The organism is Pseudomonas brassicacearum (assembly GCF_918698105.1).
In the GTDB taxonomy this organism is placed as follows: Bacteria; Pseudomonadota; Gammaproteobacteria; order Pseudomonadales; family Pseudomonadaceae; genus Aquipseudomonas; species Aquipseudomonas brassicacearum_F.
Genome location: NZ_CAKKMI010000009.1, coordinates 1 through 23767, shown reverse-complemented (window position 1 = coordinate 23767; position 23767 = coordinate 1). Strand labels below are relative to the sequence as shown.

Annotated in this window: 18 protein-coding genes and 3 pseudogenes; 13 read left to right on the top strand and 8 right to left on the bottom strand. The window is 57.6% G+C overall.

Going from position 1 to position 23767, the window contains the following annotated elements; all coding sequences use genetic code 11:
- Positions 1-181: 181 nt before the first annotated feature.
- Together LQ215_RS05730 and LQ215_RS05725 are read left to right on the top strand one after the other, a co-directional pair.
- Positions 182-904, top strand: coding sequence for a pirin family protein (locus tag LQ215_RS05730; RefSeq protein ID WP_230147845.1), 723 nt, complete (start codon positions 182-184; stop codon positions 902-904).
- Positions 905-1251: 347 nt separating this feature from the next.
- Entirely contained in the window at positions 1252-1665 is a 414-nt protein-coding gene (locus LQ215_RS05725) for a hypothetical protein (RefSeq protein WP_230147843.1), read from the top strand.
- A 119-nt stretch (positions 1666-1784) separates the two neighbouring features.
- Here the strand turns inward: LQ215_RS05725 and LQ215_RS05720 are convergent, their stop codons facing one another.
- Positions 1785-2828, bottom strand: a complete 1044-nt coding sequence (locus LQ215_RS05720; RefSeq protein ID WP_230147841.1) for a GlxA family transcriptional regulator — start codon at positions 2826-2828, stop codon at positions 1785-1787.
- A gap of 293 nt (positions 2829-3121) precedes the next feature.
- On the opposite strand from LQ215_RS05720, the pseudogene LQ215_RS29700 reads away from it, so the two are divergent.
- Positions 3122-4204 (top strand): annotated as a pseudogene (locus LQ215_RS29700) (HAMP domain-containing protein); the annotation flags it as partial.
- A 351-nt stretch (positions 4205-4555) separates the two neighbouring features.
- Positions 4556-5065, top strand: a pseudogene (locus LQ215_RS29695) (methyl-accepting chemotaxis protein); the annotation flags it as partial.
- A 189-nt stretch (positions 5066-5254) separates the two neighbouring features.
- Here the strand turns inward: LQ215_RS29695 and LQ215_RS05710 are convergent.
- From LQ215_RS05710 to LQ215_RS05690, 5 genes are all read right to left on the bottom strand, one after another.
- Positions 5255-6142 carry a DMT family transporter gene (locus tag LQ215_RS05710; protein ID WP_230147838.1) on the bottom strand — a complete coding sequence of 296 codons (888 nt, stop codon included), beginning with the start codon at positions 6140-6142 and terminating at the stop codon, positions 5255-5257.
- A 42-nt stretch (positions 6143-6184) separates the two neighbouring features.
- Complete coding sequence (locus tag LQ215_RS05705; protein WP_230147836.1) at positions 6185-7510, bottom strand: NAD(P)/FAD-dependent oxidoreductase; 1326 nt, start codon at positions 7508-7510, stop codon at positions 6185-6187.
- 20 nt (positions 7511-7530) lie between these two features.
- Complete coding sequence (locus LQ215_RS05700) at positions 7531-8424, bottom strand: dihydrodipicolinate synthase family protein (RefSeq protein ID WP_230147834.1); 894 nt, start codon at positions 8422-8424, stop codon at positions 7531-7533.
- A 13-nt stretch (positions 8425-8437) separates the two neighbouring features.
- Entirely contained in the window at positions 8438-9925 is a 1488-nt protein-coding gene (locus LQ215_RS05695; protein WP_230147832.1) for an aldehyde dehydrogenase, read from the bottom strand.
- Between the two features lie 340 nt (positions 9926-10265).
- Positions 10266-11255, bottom strand: a complete 990-nt coding sequence (locus tag LQ215_RS05690) for a LysR family transcriptional regulator (protein ID WP_230147830.1) — start codon at positions 11253-11255, stop codon at positions 10266-10268.
- A 228-nt stretch (positions 11256-11483) separates the two neighbouring features.
- Between LQ215_RS05690 and LQ215_RS05685 the strand changes: the two genes are divergently transcribed.
- From LQ215_RS05685 to LQ215_RS05645, 9 genes and pseudogenes are all read left to right on the top strand, one after another.
- Positions 11484-12713, top strand: a complete 1230-nt coding sequence (locus LQ215_RS05685) for an aromatic ring-hydroxylating oxygenase subunit alpha (protein ID WP_230147974.1) — start codon at positions 11484-11486, stop codon at positions 12711-12713.
- Between the two features lie 281 nt (positions 12714-12994).
- On the top strand, positions 12995-14167 hold the full coding sequence (locus LQ215_RS05680; RefSeq protein WP_230147828.1) for a quaternary amine ABC transporter ATP-binding protein: 1173 nt from the start codon (positions 12995-12997) through the stop codon (positions 14165-14167).
- 30 nt (positions 14168-14197) lie between these two features.
- On the top strand, positions 14198-15151 hold the full coding sequence (gene proW / locus LQ215_RS05675; protein ID WP_230147826.1) for a glycine betaine/L-proline ABC transporter permease ProW: 954 nt from the start codon (positions 14198-14200) through the stop codon (positions 15149-15151).
- A 54-nt stretch (positions 15152-15205) separates the two neighbouring features.
- Positions 15206-16231 (top strand): glycine betaine/L-proline ABC transporter substrate-binding protein ProX, encoded by a 1026-nt coding sequence (proX, locus tag LQ215_RS05670; RefSeq protein WP_230147824.1) that lies wholly within the window; start codon positions 15206-15208, stop codon positions 16229-16231.
- Between the two features lie 239 nt (positions 16232-16470).
- Positions 16471-17832: a dimethylsulfonioproprionate lyase DddP gene (gene dddP / locus LQ215_RS05665; RefSeq protein WP_230147822.1), complete on the top strand. Its 1362-nt coding sequence runs from the start codon at positions 16471-16473 to the stop codon at positions 17830-17832.
- On the top strand, positions 17829-18785 hold the full coding sequence (locus LQ215_RS05660; protein WP_230147820.1) for a GlxA family transcriptional regulator: 957 nt from the start codon (positions 17829-17831) through the stop codon (positions 18783-18785). The genes dddP and LQ215_RS05660 overlap by 4 nt, the downstream gene beginning before the upstream one ends.
- Before the next feature lie 222 nt (positions 18786-19007).
- The gene (dapA, locus tag LQ215_RS05655; RefSeq protein WP_290369092.1) at positions 19008-19898 is read left to right on the top strand and encodes a 4-hydroxy-tetrahydrodipicolinate synthase; all 891 of its coding nucleotides are present in this window, start codon (positions 19008-19010) and stop codon (positions 19896-19898) included.
- A gap of 23 nt (positions 19899-19921) precedes the next feature.
- Complete coding sequence (locus tag LQ215_RS05650; RefSeq protein WP_230147815.1) at positions 19922-21250, top strand: NAD(P)/FAD-dependent oxidoreductase; 1329 nt, start codon at positions 19922-19924, stop codon at positions 21248-21250.
- Positions 21231-22259 (top strand): annotated as a pseudogene (locus tag LQ215_RS05645) (GlxA family transcriptional regulator); the annotation flags it as partial. The gene LQ215_RS05650 and the pseudogene LQ215_RS05645, both read left to right, overlap by 20 nt.
- A 76-nt stretch (positions 22260-22335) precedes the next feature.
- On the opposite strand, the gene LQ215_RS05640 reads toward LQ215_RS05645, so the two are convergent.
- The gene (locus tag LQ215_RS05640) at positions 22336-23325 is read right to left on the bottom strand and encodes an isopenicillin N synthase family dioxygenase (protein ID WP_230147814.1); all 990 of its coding nucleotides are present in this window, start codon (positions 23323-23325) and stop codon (positions 22336-22338) included.
- A gap of 62 nt (positions 23326-23387) precedes the next feature.
- Positions 23388-23636: a transcriptional regulator gene (locus LQ215_RS05635; protein WP_230147812.1), complete on the bottom strand. Its 249-nt coding sequence runs from the start codon at positions 23634-23636 to the stop codon at positions 23388-23390.
- Positions 23637-23767: the final 131 nt, after the last annotated feature.

Genomic DNA, 23767 nt, shown 5'->3' with positions numbered 1-23767 from the left:
CAGGGTTTATCGTCAGCATTATGTCGAAGCGAAGCATTGGCCGGTAGGGTTCTGTATTGTCCACCCAAAGCGGACAGTCTTTCGTTTTTCAACTGCTTATTGAACATATGGATAACCATTAACCTTCTTCTGTACCCGGCGAACGGCCCAGCCGCCGCCCATAGACATCAGGAGAATCATCATGCTGACCCTTCGCAAAGCTTCGGATCGCGGCATTGCCCGCCACGGCTGGCTGACCTCGTTCCACACCTTCTCGTTCGCCAACTACCGCGACCTCAACCAACAGGGCTTCTCCGACCTGCTGGTCATCAACGATGACCGGGTCGCCGCCGCCAAGGGTTTCGGCCAACATCCCCACCGGGACATGGAGATCTTTTCCTATGTGCTCGAAGGGGCGCTGGAACACAAGGACACCCTGGGCACAGGCTCGGTCATTCGCCCGGGTGACGTGCAGTTGATGAGCGCCGGCAGCGGCGTGGCCCACAGCGAGTTCAACCATAGCGCGGACGAGCCGGTGCACTTCCTGCAGATCTGGATCGTGCCTAACGTCAGTGGTGCCAAACCACGCTACCAACAGGAGCATTTCAGCAGCGAGCAGAAACGCGGCCGCCTGCAATTGATCATCTCTCCCGACGGTGCCGACGGCTCGCTCCACGTGCGCCAGGATGCGCGGGTCTACGCCGGGTTGTTCGATGGCCAGCAAAGCGCCACCTTGACCTTGGCGCCGGATCGCTATGCCTACGTACACGTGGCACGAGGCGCTGCCGAGCTCAACGGCATACCGTTACAGGAAGGTGATGGCGTGCGGGTGCGCGAGGAGCAAGTCCTGACCTTCAGTAACGGCCAGGATGCCGAAGTGCTGGTGTTCGATCTGCGGGCGCAGGAACTGCCACAGATGCCGTGACACAACCGTGAACCCTTGTGGGAGCGAGCCTGCTCCCACATTGCTTATCTCCCCGCAATGAGTGAAAAACACTCGAAAGTCCTGAAACCATGATCAATGACGAATTTCAGGCGAAAAACATCTAAAAAAAGTCAGGCAACCTGACAAATCCAGGCTTTGATAAATGGAGAGCGGCGCACTGGGAACGATTCACTGGCCGCCGCAATACGCTCGTCTGTTGCCACGTGCCGGGTCGACCTATAAAGTTCTCGAAACAACCTCGTTTCTGAGCAATGGTCGTTGGGTGCTACCGAAGGCAAAATGAATTGCCACTGACTCTCCTGACTCGTTTATTCACGGAAGAAAGCATGAAAAACGTTATATCCCTCACGTTACTTTCTCTTGCGTGCAATGCAGCCGCGGACGATCTGAACATCAATTATTTCTACGATGATTCGGACGCCGTGTACTCCATCGTCTCGTTTATCGACAGCGGTTCAGCCATCCAGGCCACCATACAAAGATCGGGCAGTTACTTCACCAACTACACAAAGATTGAACTCGACTGCGCCAACCGCAATGTTCGGCACATGGGGATGTACAGCAGTCTTTCAGGAGTGGAAGAAGCCCAATTCGACCCGATGGAAGGGCGAATCGTCGACGGTTCGATAGCCGACGAAGTTGGAAAACTGCTGTGCAAGGACACCACCTTGACCGCTTTGAAAACCGCGCCAAAAACAGAAGACCTGCCCACCGAAACACAAACAGACGATAACACCTGATTTATGTCCGTAGCGCGGGGAGCTGTGGGGGGACAAGGCTTACTCTCACACAGCTCGCGCTACGGCGCGGCAGCGCCCTCTCCTCACTCTGAAAACTCATCTCTGATCTGCCAGCATCTTCATCGCATGGTTTGTTTGCGCTCCGATTTCGAGCGATAGCTACCCGGCGGCACACCAAAAAAATCCCGGAAACGACGCTGGAAGTGCGGGGAGCTGACGAAGCCCGTCGCCACGGCGATTTCGGTCACGGATCGATTGGTTTGCTGGATGAGCTGGCGGGCACGCGTCAAGCGCAGTTCCAGGTAATAGCGTGTGGGAGTCGCACCGAGAAAACTGCAGAACCGCCGCTCCAACTGCCGCTTGGAAATCTTGACGCACGCCGCCAGCTCATCGATGGTCAACGGCTCTTCTACGTTTTGCCACATCAGTTCCAGAGCAAGCTTGAGGCTTTCCGGCAGTGTCGGGTCGGTTTCGACGAAAACCGGCGGCAAGTCCGTCGCATCATCGCCGGACTCATCACAGCGAAGAATTTCCTCGATGGCGCCCACCAGCGCCGCCCCGCCCGTCTGGCGAATCAATTGGAGCATCATGCGCAGCGAACTGTTGGCGCCCGCGCAGCTGACCCGCTCCCGATCAACCACATAGGCCCGGCTGGACACCTTCACATGGGGAAATACCTCCGCCATCATGGCGCGGCTTTCCGGGTGGACAGCGCATTCGAAACCATCCAGCAGATTGGCATCGGCCACGAAGAAGGCACCGTTCCACAGCCCGCCCAGTATCGCCCCGCACGCCCCATGGGCGCGCAGCTTGCGCCGCAGCAAGGCATGGCCTTGCAACTTCACGCGAAAGCCCCCGGCGACAATCAGCACGTCCTGGTTTTCTGGCATCTGCGCCAGTTCCATGTCGGTCGAGATGACGATGCCCAGGTCGCTCGTCACTTGCCCACCTGAAACCCCCACCGTCAGCACTTCATAGAGGGGCATGTCGCTCATCAGATTGGCGGTCACCAGCGCGTCCACCGCGCCGGTGAAGGACATCATCGAGAAGTTGTCCATCAATACGAACGCGACGCGGATCGGCGCCTGGCTGGCTGGCGCTGATCCGAGCGGTCGATAAGCCATGTTCTTGTTTTTGAGTACGCTCTCGAATGCGCTTGGCATAGGGCCTCGTTAATACATTAAAGACGATGAGGATTTGCTGCACGAGCGTGCCTTGAACCCCAGGGCGAAGGCGCAGGGCAAACCACGTTATCTTCCAGGCTAGTGAAGCCGGCTGCAATCGCGCCTGCGCCGTCTACCGATCATCCCGCGCCAAAATGGCAAGCCTCAAGTGCCTACGACTTTGGTCGATACACTGGCAGTAGGCATGGGTGCTTTTCCCTTCAAGAGACTCGCAACGCCAACCACAGCTGTTTCCGCCATTCCAACACTTAAAACATTTCGCGGGAGAAGTCATGAATATCAAACAGAAGCTGACATGGGCGTTCGCGACCATCGCCTGCCTTCCGGTTATCCTGGTGGCGGTGCTTGTCGTGCTGAACCTGCGCGATGCCGCAAAGGCCAATTTCCTGGACAGCAGCGGCCGAGAAATCCGTCAGATCGACAACGGCATGAAGCAGTTCTTCGATGGCATCATGCAAAACGTCGAATTCTTCGCCAAAGATCCGCGGATCGTCGCAGCCAAGGACCTGAAAAACTATTCCGGTGCCGACGCCGCACAAATTCCTCTCCCCGAAAACAACAAACAGCTTTTGGATATCTTTGACAGATTCGCCAAGAGCCACCCGACCACAGCCTATCTTTCCCTGGGCCTGGAGGACGGTGGCTACGCCAGTTGGCCGGATGATCCGAAGATTTCCAACTACGATCCACGCGTGCGCCCCTGGTACAAGGCGGCCGTCGCCAATCCTGGCACCACCGTGAAGACCGATGCCTATTACTGGGCACCGGATGATGTGTCATTGATCGGCATCGTACATACGGTTTCAGACGCCGCTGGCAAGGTGGTGGGCGTGGTCGGCCTCGACGTATCGCTCAAGCAACTGACCGAACTGGTCAAGAACATCAAGCTGGGCGAGAGCGGCTACCTGATGCTGGTCGAAGCCAACGGCAACGTCCTGGTGGACCCTGCCGATGCCAAGCACAACTTCAAGCCCCTGGCCGACTTGGGCCCCAACTATGCCGAGCTGGCCAAAAGCAGCGATGGTGTGACCCAGATTGAAATCGACGGCATGCCCTACATGGCCAACGTAGTCACTTCCAAAGGCTTGGGCTGGCGCTTCATCGGCCTGATCAAACGCGATGAAGTGATGGCCGAGGCCTCGAGCCTGACTTGGTTGATCGCCGCCATCGCCGCAGCGCTGGCCGTGGTCTTCGCCGTGGTGGGCGCCAGTTTCGCCAGCGTCATCGTGCGGCCGATCCGCGGTGTTGCCAACGGCCTGCAGGAAATCGCCGAAGGTGAAGGCGACCTCACCCGCAAGCTCTCGGTACAGGGCAAGGACGAAACGGCCACCCTGGCGGGCTGGTTCAACCAGTTCCTGGGCATGATCGCGCAACTGATGCAACGCATCGGCAGCGCCTCTTCCGACCTGCAAACCGCCGCAGCCGATACCAGCCAGGTGGCCCAGAACATGAACGACGCTGCCGGGCGCCAGCGCCAGGCCGTGGAGCTGGTGAGCACCGCGTTCAACGAAATGGTCGCCACCGCCAACGAAGTGGCCCGTTCGTGCAGCCAGGCGGCCTCCAGTGCGGACGAAGGCTATCGCGATGTTCACGATGGCCAGCACCACATCGGCGAAGCCACCGGCAGCGTGCTGAAACTGAGCGACGACCTGCAAAAGTCGACCCAGACCATGCAGGCGCTGGAACAGGACAGCAAGAACATCAACACCATCCTCGACACCATTCGCTCCATCGCCGAACAGACCAACCTGTTGGCCCTGAACGCCGCCATCGAAGCTGCACGGGCCGGCGATCAAGGTCGCGGGTTCGCCGTGGTGGCCGACGAAGTCCGGGCGCTGGCACGGCGTACCGCCGACTCCACCGGCGAGATCGACAGCCTGCTGGGCAACCTCGCACGGCGCACCCAGGAAGTGACCCAACAGATGCAAAGCAGCCTGCAGGTGTCGCAAACCAGCGTGGAACGCATCCAGCAGGCCCGCGACAGCTTCGACAAGATCCGTCACTCGGTGGACTCGATTCGCGACCAGAATACGCAGATCGCCACGGCGGCAGAGGAGCAGCACCAGGTGGCCGAAGACATCAACCGGCACATTGCGCAGATCCATGCCGATGCCCAGTTGGTCGAGGAATTCGCCCACTCGGCGCAAACCGGCTCGGGGCGTCTGACCGATATTTCCGGGCAGCTCAAGGGACTGGTTGGGCGCTTCAAGTTCTAAACTGAGGCCAGCGCAAGTTCACATGTGGGAGCGAGCTTGCTCGCGATGGCGGTCTCACAGTCGACAGGTAGGTTGACTGTGCCGGCCTCTTCGCGAGCAAGCTCGCTCCCACATGAATATGCGTTCGATGGGAAACAGGCCGCGTTGGGCAGGAACCAGTAGCCAGTTCGCTGGGTATCCGCCAGACCGCTACCCTTTCGCCTTGATCGCATACATGCCACCGGCAATCACCAGACACGCCCCCACCACCGTCCAGGTGTCTGGCAGCTCACCGAATACCAGCAGGCCAATCAGCGTGGCAAACACCAGCAGCGTGTAGTTGAACGGCTGGAGTGTGGCCGCCGTTGCATACTTCAGCGCCTGGAGAAATAACAGCTGGGCCACCACGCCTGTCGTGGAAAGCACCGCAATCAGGCCCCATTGCATCGGGCTCGGCGCCATCCATCCGGGAAGGCCCAACAAGGTGCTGGTGATCGCGCCGAAGAAGCCCATGTAAAGCATGTTCGTGGCGAACGAATCATGTTGGCTGATCCGACGGGTCAGCACGCTGAAGACAGCGAACCCCAAGGCAGACAAAAGCGGGATCAGTGCTACAAGCTCGAAAACACCGGTGCCAGGCCGAAGGATGACCAGCGTCCCCGTGAAGCCTATGGCCGCGGCAACCCATCGACGCACACCGATGAACTCCCCCAGAAATACCCCGGCCAACGCCAGTGTCATCAACGGGAACACCGCATACAGTGCATGCATTTGCGCCAACCCCAGATAGCGCAACCCCAATCCAAACAAGACAATTTCGCCCACCCCAATCAGGGCACGGATGACCTGCTGATAAGGGTGGCGGCTTCGACAGGCCGTGCGCAGGCTTCCCTGGTAGACGCTATAGCCGACAGCAAAAGCCAGGAATACCCAATATCGCACCATCACCAACTGCGCGATTGGGAGGTCTTTGACCAGCACCTTGGTGATCCCATCCTGGCTTGCAAACACCAGCATTGAGAGGAGACACAAGAGAATGCCGAACTGGGGCCTGGGAACATTGTAAGCACGTACCACGGTGTCCAATTGATCGCTCATGGCTCATTCCATTTCGATGGGACTTGCGGCTTCGTGACAACGTCATTCGCGCCCGGCACGCCATTCGCGTAATCGTAAGTCAGCTTTCGCGCCGATGCTCAGGAACGGCTGCGGGGGAAGATTTTTCGGCGATTCATAGTTCGAGAACACTTCAACCAGAGGCGATTTCAGCCCCACTACTGCCTCAGCGGCTGCAATCCCGGCCGCCGTGGATTTCGATGCGCCCAAGCCATTGCAAGCACAGGCAGCAAACAGCCCTGGTTCGATCTCTCCGAAAATCGGTACGCTGTTCCAGGTCAGCGCCATCGGACCACCCCATCGATACTGCATCTTCACGCCGGTGAGGTTGGGGAATCGATCAGCGAATTTTCCATCGTGAACGCGCCCTGCACTTCGCACGTGCCCCTCATTGATTTCCAGCCCGGCGTGATAGGAATAACGCGAACGGATCAGGATGCGATCACCATCAGCGCCACTGACCCGGCGCACGGTGGTGCCCATGGGCAGCGCCGGCGTGGCAGCCCAGTCGCGTTTACCGTTCAGGCGTCGTGGGTCGAAAGGCTCCGACATCGACGCATAGGTGAAGACATGCAGCAGTTGCCCAGGAAACAGGCCAAAGCTCTGTGCATGACCGTTGTTGGCCAAAATGATGCGTTTGGCCGTTACGGTGCCCTTGGATGTTTTAACTGACCAGCCTCCTGGCTGCCTGTCGAAAGACCGGACCGCAGAGTTTTCATACAGCGTTACCGGATTGCGCAGACTGTCTGCAACCGCTCGTATGTAGGCCGCTGGCTGCACCATCACCGTACCGGGCATGTAGAGTCCGGAGGTATAGAGTTGGCTGCCCGTCACCTCATGAATGCCTTTGGCATCCAGGATTTCATGGGACTCATTGAGCCCCTGCAGTTGTCGGGCATAAGCCTTGATGTGAGCATCGCCCTTCTCGCTGATAGCCACACTGTAGCGACCGCATGGGTCAATGATATCGCGCCCCCAGCCGTACTCCTGCGCCATGTCCGTGGCCAAGCCGATCGCCGTCCGGTAGAGCGTGATATCCCGTCGAGCTCGGTCGGTTGACGAGCCGCCGAAATCTTCCGAGCTGACCTCATGGGGCAAATCAATGATGAAGCCTGAATTGCGCCCGGTGGCCCCCTCTGCGACAGCACCGGCTTCCAGTATTGCAACCCGCAATGTTGGATCGAGCTGGGATAACCGCCGTGCGGCAGAGAGGCCGGCAAAGCCCGCGCCGATGATCGCCACGTCAGCGGTCACTGCGCCCTCCAGCGGTGCGCTTGGCATACGCGCTGCAAGCATGGCGACCCAAGCGCAAACACTGCTGTTTTTTGGAAACTTGTTGGCCACGTACATGACTGTTGCTCCCAATGTCGTCAGGCAAGGTCAGACTCGAGAGCGATCAACGGCTCAAGGGCAACCTTGAGCACATCGGTTTTATCGGCGGACAAACGCGCCAGTGGCCGACGCGGATTCCCCGCCCCATAACCGCTGATCTCAGCGCCGGCATAGACCGACTGCACATAGTCACCCTGCCAGATCAACGACATCGCCGGCTCGATCGACCGCCAGATCTCCCGGACACGTGTCCAGTCCTGTTTCATGGCGGCATCCACCACGGCAACGCACGATCGCGGCGCCATGTTCGCCCCGCCCCAGATCAGGCCCGCGGCACCGGCAAAGAGCGCGTAGGGCACCAGCGGGTCGGCGCCATTCATCGTAGGCAGCCCAGTGCGAATCAACGAGGCGTGGGCGGCAAGGTCGCCACTGCTGTCCTTGACCGACACGAAGTTCGGAATCTCGCTCAACTGGCGAAACAGCGACGGGGTCACTTCTACGCCCACGGCCTGAGGCACGTTGTAGCCAATGATTGGCAGCCCGGCTTCCGATACCGTGGAGTAGAAGTCAACGATGCCCTGGTCGTCGGTTGGGCCTTCGAAAAACGGTGGGAGCACCATGACGCCATCGGCTCCACATTCGGCAGCATGGCGGGTGCGCTCCACCACCTCGTCGGCCAATAACGCAGAGGTCTGCACGATGACGCGAGCACGCCCATTGATGACTTTGGCGCCGAAGGCAACCAATTGCCTGGATTCCTCCTTGCTCAGGTACACATGCATGCCGGTCCCGGAACTCAGGACAAAACCCTGTACGCCGGCAGCCAGGTAGCGCTCAAGCAATGTCTCGAAACGCGGATAGTCGATCTTGCCTTGGGCATCGAAAGGCGTCGTAACGGCCAGGTTGATACCGGAAAAAGCGAATGCGGACATTGAATCTTGCCCCTTATTCCTCGCTGGACAGGTCCAGCCAGATGGTTTTCAACTGGGTGTACTGATCGTGGGCATGCAGCGAGTTGTCGCGGCCACCGAAACCTGATTGTTTGTAACCGCCAAAGGGTGTGGTGATATCACCTTCTCCAAACGAGTTGACGGTCACTGTCCCGGCCTTGAGGGCGCGGGCGACACGCATGGCTCGCTTGCCGTTGTCCGTGAACACCGAGGCGGCGAGTCCGTAGTCCGTGTCGTTGGCCACAGTCACCGCTTCTTGCAGGCTGCTGACGGTGATGACCGTGAGGATCGGGCCGAAGATTTCTTCGCGCGCAGGTCTCGCGTCATTGCTTGAGGCCTCGATGATGGTCGGGTGTACATACCGCCCCTGGCTGGTCTGCCCGCCGAAGAGCACCGGCTCACCCTGGCCCAGGTAGGAGCTGACCTTGCTGAAATGTTCGGTGGACACCAACGGGCCAACGCGGTTGGCCGGATCGAGTGGATCACCCACATGCCAGTCGTTGGCGAAGTGCTTGATGCGCTCGACCAGGGCATGCTTGATGTCCTCATGCACGATCAATCGAGAGATGGCGGAACAGTTCTCCCCCATGTTCCAGAACGCACCATTGACGATGTGCGAGGCAACACTGTCCAGATCAGTGACATCGTCCAGGACGATGCAAGGGTTCTTTCCACCCATCTCCAGCACCACTTCCTTGAGATTGGTCTCGGCGGAATATTTCAGGAAGCGACGCCCGGTATCGGTCGAGCCCGTGAAAGAGATGACATCGATATCAGGGTGACGGCCAATGGGCTCACCGACCTCAGCCCCGCCGCCGGTCACGACGTTGAACACCCCGGCGGGGATGCCGGCGTCCAAGGCCAACTGGGCAACGCGCAGGGTCGTCAACGAGGTTTCTTCCGCCGGCTTGACCACCAAGGAGCAACCCGCGGCCAGCGACGGGCCGATTTTCCAGGCCAGCATCAACAGCGGGAAGTTCCAAGGCAAGACCAGGCCAACCACGCCGATAGCCTCACGCACCACCAACGCGAGATGACCGTCGCAAGCTGGTGACACCTGGTCATAGATCTTGTCGATGGCTTCGGCGTGCCAGCGCAGGCAGTTAATGGTTTCCGGCACATCGACGGTCTGGCAGTCGAAAATGGTCTTGCCGCTGTCCAGGCTTTCCATCACCGCGAGTTCCAGCGCATTTTCTTCGATCAACGCAGCCAGGCGCAGGATCGCCTGCTTACGCGCACTGGGATGAAGCTTTGACCAACGACCATCATTGAACGCGGCCCGCGCGGCGGTGACGGCCACGTCCACATCGGCTGACGAACAAGCGGCCACATCGGCGAGGTGCTCGCCATTGGCGGGATTGACGGTACTGAAGGTTGCGCCGGAAAGTGCCGAGCGTATTTCACCATCGATCACAGCCTTACTTGGCAAGGACAGTTGCCGAGCAATCGACTGGTATTCTTCTGTTGTTTTCAACTGAGTCATTATGGTCTTCCCCGCATTCTTTTTTTGAGCGACAGATACCGACAACGTGACCGCTACAACGGTTACCGGATCGGCACTGATGGGCAACTGATTACTTATTCGAATGCTGGTGATATTCGACGCTGAATAATCAACGCCAGCGGAAACTGAATTTCCGGGAAGGCGAATACGACACGAACCGCGCCGATATCAACCAGCACTCGTATTTGTTCGTTCAGGAAAGAGTGGTCATTCCTTCACCTTGAGACACGCGTTGGTTCTTGGCTCTCAAGGTGAAAGAATAAAGACAGGCGGGAACAGCACACAGCGACTTTTATGTGGAGCAACTGATGATCTGCGGTTATGCAAGGGCTACGTCCGGCTCCTCCAACCCCTCCGTATCGAACTGCGCCAAGAGCCAGTCGCGCAGCTTGCAGCAGCTTGCATCGCGCGCTTTGTCTTCATTGAAATTCAAATAGTGAAGGGTTTCCTTGTGCACCAGCTTTTCCTCGACCGGACGCACCAGCAGCCCCTTCTCAATCAGCGGCGCTACCAGATGATGCCAGCCCAACGCGACCCCCTGACTGCCCAGCACGAGCTGGATCAAGAGGCTGTAGTCGTTGGCGTTGAAAAAGTGAGACGCCGTGCTGGATCGCGCCTTGAGGTCGATATCGTAGTGAGCGAGCCATCCATACCAGTCCAGATGCTCGGCCACTTGCGAGCGCCCGAAGGGGCTGAGGTTCAGTAACGCGCTGTCGCGAAGGCCATGTATGGATTGCAGCTCCGGATGCTGCTCCAGATAGAGCGGTGTGCACACGGGGTAGATGACGTCGCACATCAGAGGCTCGCTGTGATAGCCGTCGTGACTCTTCATCATCTTGCAGATGATGATATCCGGATGCACCCCCGTATCCATGGACAGGAAGTTCTGGGTCACCACCAGGTTGAGATCAATCTCAGGGTAGGCTTCGAAAAAAGCCGGCAGTCGCGGCCCGAGCCAAAAGTTGGTAAAGGCCGGCGAACAGCACAGCGTGACCACATGCTTGGAGACAGCGTTATTGCGCATGCGCTCAGCGGCCTGAGCGATGCTGCTGAATGACAACTGCACCACATCATAGAAGTTGGAGCCGGCGTTGGTCAGCTTGACGGCACGCCCTGCCCGATCGAAAAGCTCGGTCCCGAGATGCTCTTCCAAATCCCGTATATGGCGACTGATGGCGGCCTGCGTCACGCAGAGCGCTTCAGCGGCCCGGGTAAAATTCTGATACCTGGCCGCAGCCAGGAAGGCCTTGACCGCGCGCAGCGAGGGCATCTTGATCAGTGCCTGATCGGGTTCGGTCTGCTTAACCATGACAGTAGATCATCATTACCCCATAAAAAATGTCGATTCTTCAGGCCTATGGCCTCGTCCTAGACTGTTTGCAAGCAGTAGCGACCGCAATCCGGCGCATCCATGCCGTAAGGCTAGCTCAATTGGACACAGCGTTGAAACAAGTTCGCAGCGTTGCCAAGTCAGCGATTTATCTGGGCGACCAGAAACGCTGCACTAAGCCCCGATAATAAGGAGTGCATGAAAGAAATGCCTAAGTACACCGATGTATTAGACCTGATCAAGCAGCGTAAACCGCAGCATGGTCTTCCTGGCGCCGCTTATTCTGATGCCGATCTGTATCGCCAGGATCTGGAGCAGATTTGGCATCGGGAGTGGATTTTTGCGGGGCACACGTTTGAACTGGAGAAGCCAGGCCAGTACCTGACCTTGCAGATCGGTGATTACCCGGTAGTCGTAGTACGAGGAAAAGACGGTGACGTCCGCGCGTTCCACAACGCTTGTCGCCATCGTGGCTCGAAAGTCTGTACCGAGGAAAAAGGCAAGGTGGCGAAACTGGTCTGCCCCTACCACAAGTGGACGTTCGAACTCGATGGCAAGCTTCTCTACGCCGGCAACATGGGCCCGGACTTCAACGCGGCCGACCATGGGCTTATACCGGCGCATTGTGAAGTGGTGCACAGCTACATTTATGTCTGCGTCGCCAAGGCGGCACCGGATTTCGAGAAGTTCCGCAGCGCTGTTTCGCCGTTCATTGGCCCTCACCATCTGGAAGACTGCAAAGTTGCCTTCGAAGCGCACCTGGTCGAGAAAGGTAACTGGAAACTCGTCTTCGAGAATAATCGCGAGTGCTATCACTGTGACGGGACCCACCCAGAACTGCTGAAGTCGTTTGTAGAAAACGTATCCGTCCAGGGCATCGGCGGTGACGAAGATCCCGAGCTTGCCGCCCACTGGAGCACTTGCGAGGCAGCAGGGTTGGCCAGCCGGATCAACATGGATCCCGAAGGTCAATATCGGATGACCCGGATTCCCCTCAGTGATGGTGCCAGCAGCTACACCATGGACGGCAAGCCTGCCGTCACCGGACGCCTGGATCGCAGTGGCGTCGATAATATCGGTGCGCTGCTGTACTTCAACTATCCATCGACCTGGAATCACTTTCTTGGCGACCACGCACTGAGCTTCCGAGTGTTGCCTCGTGGCCCGGGCGAGACCGTCGTCACCACCCGCTGGTTAGTGCACAAGGATGCGCAGGAAGGGGTGGACTACGATATCGAGCGCCTGACCAAGGTCTGGATGGCGACCAATGACCAGGATCGACGCCTGGTAGAAGGCGCCCAGGTCGGCGTCACGTCACCCGCTTATCAACCGGGCCCGTACTCACCGCTGGTAGAGAACGGCGTAAACCAGTTCGTTGACTGGTACTGCGAGGTCATGACCCGGCGCCTGACGGAAGCGGCTTCAAGCGTTCTATAAGCAGCGCAAACCGAGACGGGCCGGACATAAATCGTCCATTTGATTTAACAGTTTCCATACATAAATAAGAACATGGCATTGGACGCCTCATGAAGGTGACTAACGCCATAACGGGTGCGCATGAGCCACGGGATGACTCAACAGTTCAAGGCAGAACTATGGCGCACCGCAATGACTCACGTTCGGTATTCGAACGGACTGCCAATATGCGCTTGCCCTCCAGCTGTAATAGCGACTGAGACAAGTTAAATATTTGGTCATAAAGATAAGAAGAGGGTCGTATGAGCCATGACGATGAAATTCTTTCGGTAAAAAACATTTTTAAGGTCTTTGGTTCTAATCCAGACATCGCCATGAAAATGCTGCGCAATGGCGCCGACAAGAACGAGATTTTTGATAAAACCGGCCACGTGGTCGGTGTATTTGATGCAAGTTTCTCGGTCAAGCGAGGCGAAATTTTCGTGATCATGGGACTGTCAGGTTCTGGCAAATCAACCATGGTGCGCCTGTTCAATCGCTTGATCGAACCCACCTCGGGAAGCATTCACCTCAACGGCCGCGAAATTACCGGGCTTTCGGATAAAGCCTTGCTCGACGTGCGGCGCAAGGAAATGGGCATGGTGTTTCAGTCCTTCGCCCTGATGCCCCACATGAGTGTGCTGGAGAACACCGCTTTTGGCCTGGAAATCGCCGGCGAGCCGGAGAAAGAACGCCATCTGCGCGCTCGGGAAGCCTTGAGCCAGGTTGGCCTGGCGGGCCAGGAGCACAGCTACCCTCATCAACTGTCGGGCGGCATGCAACAACGTGTGGGACTGGCCAGGGCATTGGCCAACGATCCGACGATCCTGCTGATGGACGAGGCATTTTCGGCCCTCGACCCACTGATCCGCAGCGAGATGCAGGGCGAGCTGATCCGCCTGCAGGCTGAACAACAGCGCACCATCATCTTCATCTCCCACGACATCGAAGAAGCCATTCGTATCGGCCACCGCATCGCGATCATGGAGGGTGGCCGGGTCGTCCAGATCGGTACTCCGCAGGAACTGATCAACCAGCCGGCGACGGACTATGTGCGCAACTTCTTCAAGGGGTTCGACAGTTCGAGAGTGCTGACTGCCGGAGATGTGGCTCAACTGGATCCGCAAATGATCTGCCGGGTGAATGGTAAAGCCCCCAGTTTCAAGGCAGGCACCCCCTATGGCTATCTGATCGACGAGCAAGATCAATTGCTGGGTGTCGTTGATACCGATGGCAACGGTGGCGTAGCGCCGGACGTGGCGGGTCAACGCTACAGCCTGCACGAACAACGCCCCGTCTACCTCGATACACCGCTGCATGACGTGCTGGATATCGCCGCGACGCTTCCTTATCCAGTGCCGGTGCTTGACCGCGCAGGCGCCCTCAAGGGGACGCTTTCCAAGAGTCAGCTACTTCAAACCCTGAGTCGCCATTAAGCGTCGGTGAAAACAAAAGAGGTAGCCACCATGTCAGATTTCAGCTTTTTAGACCCCTTCCAGTCGGCGATCATCCCGTTGGGTGAATGGGTGCAAAACGCCCTCAACTATCTCGTCCACAACTTCCGGGACGTGTTCAGGGCGGTCCGCTGGCCGATCGACCAAGTTCTCAACAGCGTTGAGTACGTCCTGCAAAGTATCCCCCCGACTATCGGGATCCTGCTGTCGTCGCTGTTGGGTTGGCAACTGGCTGGCAAGCGCATGGCGCTGCTGTGCCTGGTGACCTTGACCTTGCTCGGTTCGATCGGCGTGTGGTCCGAATCCATGACCACGCTGTCCCTCGTCCTGACCTCAGTGTTCTTCTGTGCGTTGTTCGGGGTACCCCTGGGAATTATCAGCGCCCGGAACGACCACCTGGAACGGGCCATAAGACCCGCGCTGGATGCCATGCAGACGCTGCCGGCCTTCGTCTATCTGGTACCGGTGGTGATGTTATTCGGCATCGGTAACGTCCCCGGCGTTCTGGTGACCATCGTCTTTGCCCTTCCGCCACTGGTGCGCCTGACCAATTTAGGTATCCGCCAAGTGCCGGAGGACAAGATCGAGGCTGCCCGCGCTTTCGGCTGCACGCCGCGGCAGATGCTCATGCGCGTGCAATTGCCATTGGCCACGTCAACCATCATGGCGGGCCTCAACCAAACCCTGATGCTCTCCCTGTCGATGGTGGTCATCGCTTCGATGATCTCTGTCGGTGGGCTGGGGCAGATGGTCCTGCGTGGTATCGGCCGCTTGGACATGGGCTTGGCCACCGTAGGGGGAGTCGGGCTGGTGTTACTCGCAATCTTCCTTGATCGCCTCACACAGGCCATGGGGGAACGCAGCAAAGCCGACCCAAGTTTACGCTGGTACCACACCGGTCCGGTCGGGCTTGTCATGCGCCTCTTTGGCTCACGCCAGCCTCCAGCGCAGCGCAAGACTGCTTGAAACTTCGATTAGAACTGCCGCACTTCAATAAAAAAACAGCGAAAGGTATGTGAAATGTGCGAATTGAAAGTCTCCCGCAACATCCGGCGGTGCATCTCGGCTGTCGCCCTGACCGTCTTGTCATTCCATGCTATCGCCTCGGCGGATAAGCCAGGCGATGGTGTATCGGTAACGCCGATCTTTCCTTCCATCGCCGAAGAGCGCTTTCGTGGTGAGATCGCCATGGAGGGTCTGCGTGAGCTGGGGTACAAGGTCAAGGAGCCGAAGGAAACCGAGTACTCCGTCATGCTGGTGGCCTTGGGCAGCGGCGACGCGGATTTCACTGTGCACGTGTGGGACAAGCTCCACGACTCCTTCTACCAGAAAGCGGGCGGTGACGAGGACATGGTCAAGGCAGGCGATGTCATGCCTGGGGTACTGCAGGGCTATCTGATCGATAAAAAGACGGCTGACGCCTACAACATCAAGTACCTGACTGACCTCAAGAAGCCAGAGATCGCGAAGCTGTTCGACGTCGACGGCGATGGTAAAGCGGACCTGACCGGCTGCAACCCAGGTTGGGGCTGTGAGCTCACCATTGACCATCACCTCAAGGCCTATGGTCTTGAGAAAACGGTCAACCACAATCGCGGCTCCTATTTCGCGTTGATGGCAGATACCATCACCCGCTACAAACAGGGCCAGCCGATCCTCTATTACACCTGGGTACCTCAGTGGATCGCCGGCGTGTTGGTCGAAGGTAAAGACGTGGTGTGGCTCGAAGTGCCGTACACCGACCTGCCAGGCGGCAACAACAAAGTCGACACCTCGTACAAAGGCAAGAATCTCGGTTTCGCCGTAGACAAGGTAGAGGCGGTACTCAACAGGGACTTCGCCAACAAGAATCCAGCAGCCCTGAAGTTTCTTTCGCAAATGCAGATCAGTACTGACGACGAAAGTGCGCAGAACCTGAGAATGCAAAAGGGTGAGAACAAGCCAGCAGATATCACCCGGCATGCCAAGGAGTGGATCGCTGCTCACCGTCAGCAATTCGACGCCTGGCTCCAAGCTTCCCGGGCGGCGACCCAAGCCAGCAAGTAACGGCCCTCCCCCTTCGCCAGGCGCACTTGTCGCCTGGCCACCCAGCCTGGCCTTGAATGACTGACGTGCTGTGTCCGATGGTTATCCAGTCATCGGCACAGTTGTCCTCAAGGCTGGGTGAAGTGGCGATGTATCCCGGTACGTTGATTGCGGTATTCATGCTGGTTTTTTCTTTGCGCCGCTGCTCGACTATCACTCGCTTGAGCAGCCCCTTCTGTAATGAAATCAGGATGGGATTCATGACGACTTCACCTTTTTCAGTTCCGGCCGGCGCTCGCCGTATCGACCCAGCCAGGCAGCGCGCAGCTGCGCTGAAAGCCGACGGCTCCATCGACGACAACAATCGCGTCGAGATAGGACCTACACCACTGGCTTTCGCGGAGTGGGCCCAATTGGGCCTGCAAGCGCCTCATCTACCGACCATGCGCCAATATCGACTGCAGCGGATAGTCGACCAACTGGTAGCCCGTGACCTGGGCGGCATCCTACTGTTTGACCCGCTGAATATCCGCTACGCCACCGACACCACGAACATGCAATTGTGGACAACTCATAATCCCGCGCGAGCGTGTTTCGTGGCTGCCAGCGGCCACGTCGTATTGTGGGATTTCCATGGCTGTGATCACCTCTCTGCCCACTTGCCATTGGTTACCGAGTTACGCAGCGGCGCGTCTTTCTTCTTTTTCGAGACCGGTGAGCACACCGATCGCCATGCCCGGCATTTCGCAGGTCAAATCGACGAGCTGCTGCGTCAACACGCCGGAACCAATCGGCGCCTGGCGGTAGACCGGATCGAGGTCGCAGGCGTACGCGCACTGGATGCACTCGCGGTGGAGATTTGCAGCGGCCAGGAAGTAACCGAGTTTGCGCGGATGATCAAAGGCCCCGACGAAATCAAGGCAATGCGCTGCGCAGTGGCTTCATGCGAAGCCTCCATCGCCGAAATGCATCAGGCCTTGCGGGCAGGAGCGACGGAAAACGATATCTGGGCCGCCCTGCACTCCGGCAACATCCGCCGGGGCGGAGAGTGGATCGAAACGCGAATACTCAGCTCCGGCCCACGCACCAATCCGTGGTTCCAGGAGTCGGGCCCACGGGTATTGAACGATGGCGACTTATTGTCGTTCGACACGGACCTGATTGGCACCTACGGCATGTGCGTGGACATGTCCCGCAGTTGGATCTGTGGGGGACTCGAGCCAACAGCCGAACAAAAGCGCCTCTATCGAATTGCCCATGACCACATCATCCACAACACCGAGTTGATAAAGCCAGGCGTACGCTTTACCGAGCTGACCGCCCAGGCGCACCGCCTGCCCGAGCCCTACCGGGCGCAACGATACGGCGTGCTTTACCACGGTGTAGGCCTGTGTGACGAGTACCCAAGCATTCGCTACCCGGAAGACTTGGAATCCTACGGATACGAAGGTGAGCTACAGCCAGGCATGGCCCTTTGTGTCGAGGCGTATGTGGGTGAAGTGGGTGGGCAGGATGGCATCAAATTGGAGAACCAACTGCTGGTCACGCAAACCGGTTATGAACTGCTCACCCACTACCCTTTCGACGACAGTTTCCTGCTGGATACGAAGCCCAAGTCATGAGTCAATCGATTGAGGCCAGCAAAGCATCGAGCGTAGGGTTTCTCCTGCTCGATAACTTCTCCCTGACGTGCTTCGCTCAGTGCCTGGACGTGCTGATGACTGCAAACCTCATCCAGCCCGGGTCGATAAAAGTCCATACATTCAGTCGCAACGATTGCGAGGTCATCAGCGACCTGGCAATACCCATCAGACCCGACACGCCCCTGACCGATATCAGGATCGCGGCCCTGGATCTGATGGTTGTCTGCGGCGGGCTACGCACGCCCAGAGTCGTCCCGGAAGGGCTGACAAAGCTTCTGAACAAACTCGCCAGCATGCCCATTGTGCTCGGTGGGTTGTGGAATGGTGCCTGGTACCTGGGCAAGGCAGGACTGCTGGATGGCTACCGATGCGCCATCCATGCAGAGCAACGCATCGCCTTGTCGGAGTTTTCACCTAACACGACCGTAACCTTGGACACAGGTGTATTTGATCGTGACCGACTCACGGCGTCCAACCCCGCTGGCGCCTTTCAAATCATGATGAAATGGCTTTACGCAGCCCTCGATCCTAAAGTCGCAGACGCTGTGTTTGATCTATTGGATTATCACCAGTCTCGGCTCCGGACCTCGGCCAAGGTTCAAGGTCGTAACGTGACTGCGCCGCTGCAAGAAATAATCAAGCTGATGGAGTGCAATGTGGAAGAGCCGTTGGGCCTGGATCTGCTCGCAGAATGCGTTCGACTTTCCAAGCGTCAGATCCAACGCCTGTTTCGAGAACAAATCAACACGTCCCCTCAACGCTACTACCTGGAGCTACGACTTAGAGAAGCGCGTCGCTTGATACAAAACTCCAAACTGTCAGTCACTGACGTCGCCATTGCCTGCGGTTTCGTCTCGACCCCTCATTTCAGCAAATGCTATAGCACCTTCTTCGACTGTCCCCCCTCGAAGGAAAATCGCTACGAAATATAGCGTTTACTGACAGATTGCACGGCCGTGGCCCAGGCTGCCTGCCTGCACTTTGATCATGAGTGGTGTGAGTCACGAGTCCAGCAGCGATCCCTATTGGCCCGGCGACAACTTATAACGCAGGGTCATGTATTGACGTTAATAAATGTTACTTTTGCGCCAGCGTTGCCCCCCGTAATCTGCATACAAACCAAAACCGCAACTATTTTAATAACAGGGCACTGTATGAACTTTGATGGCGTGTGGACTCCCGTTGTAACTCCCTTTAATACGTCGGGCTCCGTGGACTTCAGGTCGCTGGAAAACATCATTGACTCACTTATCGAACAAGGTGTGCATGGCCTGATCGTCGGTGGTACGACGGGCGAATACTATGCCTTGTCCCACGATGAACGGCTGGCGCTTTTCGATTTCATCGCCGACTACACCAAATCGCGTATTCCCTTGATGGCGGGTATCAACGCCACCACCACCCAGGAAAGCCTCACGCTGGGCCTTCATGCAAAAAAAGTGGGCTTCAATGCCATTCTTCTTGCCGCGCCCTACTACTGCCAACCGACACAACAAGAACTGCTGGTCCATGCCTTGAGCGTCGATAACGCGCTCGACATGCCCATCATGCTCTACAACTTTCCGGCCCGGACCGGAACTGAAATGTCCTGGGCGTTCATCAACGGGCTCAAGGGTCGTCCCAACTTCCAGGCCATCAAGGAAAGCACCGGCTCGATTGAACGCATGCACGGCCTGCTCAACGAACACACCGATCAGTTGCAAGTGAGCTGCGGCATGGATGACCAGGTGCTGGAATTTTTCACTTGGGGCGCCCGTAGCTGGGTCGCCGGCGCGTCCAACTTCCTTGCGCCAGAACATGTCGCGCTGTACCAGGCGTGCGTCGTGGAAAAGGACATGATCAAAGGTCGTGAACTGGCTACCCGGCTGCTGCCGATGCTCAACCTGCTCGAACAAGGCGGCAAGTTCTGCCAGTACATCAAGCACGGCTGCGAATTGGCCGGCCAGCCGGTGGGTGTGACCCGCCTGCCTTTGCAACCGCTCAGCGATGCAGAGAAAAGCGCATTCAAGATTGTTTATGAACAGCTGACGGCTCATCGCGCCTGACATATACGGCGGAGGCGTTTGCCATGCAGCTTCAATGTAATTTCCTACCTCAAAACGATGGTCAACCCGGTTGGTACGAAACGCTGTCACCCCCCGCGCCCAGCAACCCGCTCAAAGGCGCCGTCAGGGCCGACTGGGCGGTGCTCGGCGCAGGCCTGGCGGGTTTGGCTGCCGCCCGGAGACTGGCCGAACTTCTACCCGAGGCGTCGATTGCGTTGATCGACGCCAAGCGGGTCGGTTTCGGTGCGGCCGGACGCAACTCCGGCTTCATGGTGGACTTGCCCCATGACCTGACGTCCCACAGCTACACCTCCGACCGGACCGCCGACCAGCGAATCATCCGGTTGAGCCGTGGCGGCATCGATTTCATGCGCCAGATCGTCCAGCGCGAAGGCATCGAGTGTGATTGGCGCGAGCAGGGCAAGTTGCATGGTGCCGTCAATCCACAAGGCATCGCCGCTCTTGAGTCCTTTGCCAAAGGGCTGAGCGGATTGGGGGAGCCCTACACGATGCTCGATGCCGCGCGGATGAAAGCGATCACCGGTACCGACTTCTACAAATCGGGGCTGCATGCCCCCGGTTGCGTACTCGTTCAACCTGCCGCGTTATGCAGGGGCCTGGCGCAATCGTTGCCGGCGAACGTCACGTTGTATGAAGACAGCCCGGTATTGAACATTGAGCTTGGCAAACCTCATGCGCTGACGACCGCCCAAGGCGTGCTTTGCGCGCCACGCATGGTCATGGCCAACAATGCCTACGCGGCACCGTTCGGCCAGCTTGGACTCAAGGGTCGGTTGCTGCCCGTCTACACCTACGCCAGCCTGACCCGAGAGCTGACCGCCGAGGAGCAGGCTCGCCTGGGCGGCGAGCAAAGCTGGGGGCTCATTCCCGCCGACCCGCTGGGCACCACCGTGCGCAGGCTCGCCAATGGCCGGATTTGCATCCGCAATTCCTTCACTTACAACCCTCGCCTGGCAGCGAGTCCCCGTACGCTTGAGCGTGTACGTCGCGCTCACCGCCATTCCTTCGAGGCACGTTTTCCGATGTTGCCGGGCGTGCAGTTCGAATACACCTGGGGCGGCGCGCTGTGCATTTCGCGCAACTCCGGATCGGTCTTCGGCGAGATCGCCCCGGACGTGTTCAGCGCCGTGTGCTGCAACGGCTTGGGCCTGACCCGCAGCACCGTGGCAGGCAAACTGATCGCCGAATACGCCGTGGGAATGGACAGTGAGCTGCTGGACATCATGCTCGATCAACCCGACCCCAGCTGGAATCCACCGGAACCCTTCCTGGGCCTGGGGCTGCGCTCTTCCATTGCCTGGAAGGAGTGGCATGCAGGTGCGGAACTCTGATTGCCTGAACGCTTGGATATGCCCCCAAGAGGAGCACAATACCGTGTCCACTTCGCAGGGCCCTGCCCCACGATCCATCGGATTCCTTTTGTTGGATGATTTCACGTTCATCTCGCTGGCATCGGCCATAGAACCCTTGCGCATGGCCAATCAGCTCTCCGGCAGAGAGTTGTATCGATGGCTAACCCTGGGCAAGGACGCAAAACCTGTGCGTGCCAGTGCCGGCTTGCAAATAACGCCCGACGCGAAAATGGAAGATGCCTCGGCGTTAAGTACCGTGATCGTGTGCGGTGGGATGGGTATTCAGAACAGCGTAAGCCCTGAACAGGTGCTTTGGTTGCAGCACCAGGCCCACCTGGGCGTCCGACTGGGGGCCATCTGCACAGGAAGCTGGGCCTTGGCCAAGGCCGGACTGCTGGAGGGACACAGGTGCAGTGTTCATTGGCAATGCCTGGCGGCGATGCGCGAAGACTTTCCTGGAGCACAGACCACTTCGCACCTGTTCTCCATCGATAGAAATCACTTGACCTCTGCCGGTGGCACGGCGCCGATGGACATGATGTTGCACTTGATCAGGAGCGAACACGGTCGTGAATTGGCAGCCGCAATCTCCGATATGTTCATGTACGAACGCATGCGAGATGATCAGGATCACCAACGGATACCGCTCAAGCACACACTTGGCGAAAATCAACCCAGGCTACAAGCGGCCATCCTGTTGATGGAGGCCAATCTGGATGCGCCCCTCGAACTCAATGCGCTGGCGTTCAAGGTCGGTGTTTCACGTCGCCAGCTGGAGAGACTGTTTCATAAGTATTTGGACCTTTCTCCGGCGCGCTATTACCTCAAGCTGCGTTTAGTCCGGGCACAACAGTTGTTGAAGCAGACCTCATCGCCCGTCCTGAAAATTGGCACGCTGTGCGGCTTTGGTTCAGCTGCACAGTTCACCAGAAGCTATCGTGGGTATTTTGGTGTGGCACCTCGTGACGAACGTACTTCGTCGAATACCTATGGGTAACCCCAACGCCTCCCGGGACAATCACCGTCTCTAGGCAGACGGTGACCGGGTCCACCCATGGTTGGCGTCAGACGGCCTCGACAGCCTGCAGGTGGGTGTAGCTGGCGACAAAGCGACTGTATTTGTGTTGTCCGCAAGTGTAGGGCGTGTATTTGGCCGGGTTGCTGACGCTGATGCACGTCGCCACGGTCTCGACAGTCGCATCGAAGTCCAAGTCGATGAAGAATGGAATGGAATACCGTTCGACACCGCTGGTATTGATGACGCGGTGCATCGTCGACGTGTAGCGATCATTCGTCAGGGTTTGCACCAGGTCACCGATGTTGACAATGAACGTATCTTCCACCGGTGGGGCGCTTACCCATTCACCCGCGCGATTGCGTACTTGCAAGCCGCCGACCTTGTCCTGGAAAAGGATCGTCAGAAAACCATAGTCCGTGTGCGCTCCGATCCCGATCTCCTTTTGTGAGATTTCGCCACTCTGCGAGGGGTAGTGCAACAAGCGCTGGATGGTGATCGTTTGGCGTTGCAGTTTTTCGAAGTAGTCCGCTGGCAGATCAAGGCTCAGTGCAATGGCACTGATGAGCTGGCGCGCCAGGTCAAGCATCGCATCATGGTAGGCGTCGCAGACATCCGAGAATTTCGGAAGCTCGGTCGGCATCAAGTTCGCCCCGAAGAAAGGCGACACTTCGTCGTAGTGGGCGCCGTAGTCGAAGCATTCCTTGAAATCGCGGGTATTTTCCGGATCGACGTTTTCCGCGTACATGGGAATGTAGCCGCGAAGCGTGGGACCTGAATTGACCACGTTCAACTTATTCTTTTTATCAAAAGGCATGGCAAAGAAGCCTTTCGTCTGAGCATACATCGCGTCGATCAATGCGCGAGAAACGCCATGATTCTTAATATAGAAAAAACCAACTTTCTCACACGTTTCGCCAATCTGTCGCGCCACTTTTCGCGGATCGCTCCCGTCGAGTAACGGCGCGATATCAATAAATGGAATTTCTTCGAACGTGGTCTGCTTGCTTACAAGCCGGGTATCGTTCACCTGAATCATCGGTCGATCCTCAACAAAAAGTTGTATTTTAATTATCCTGAAGCAAGTTTTAGCTTTTGCGGTCAGGTCAATTCATCAGTGCTGCAATTTTTGCGAAGCCGTCGTGCGATGCTGTGGCGCCTCGTATCTTTTTCCAGAAGTTCATCCGCTATAAACGCTTCGATACCAGCCCCGCCTTCAACTCTTTCAATAAAATTCAGGATTGCCTTTTTCATGAACCAATGGGAGGTGCGATCCAACTTAGCCGACGCCGACTTCAGCCTGGCCCGCGTTTCTTCGTCCAACTTGATGCCCTGCGTGGTCACCGCCATATCTCATCCCTCAATCATTATCCGAGCTCATTTGCTCTTATAACGAGGCACTAATGCATCAAGCCCCACAGTGCCAGTAGTGGGACATCCGTTGACCTCATTGCATGAACACAGGACGGAGGGTTGAAAAC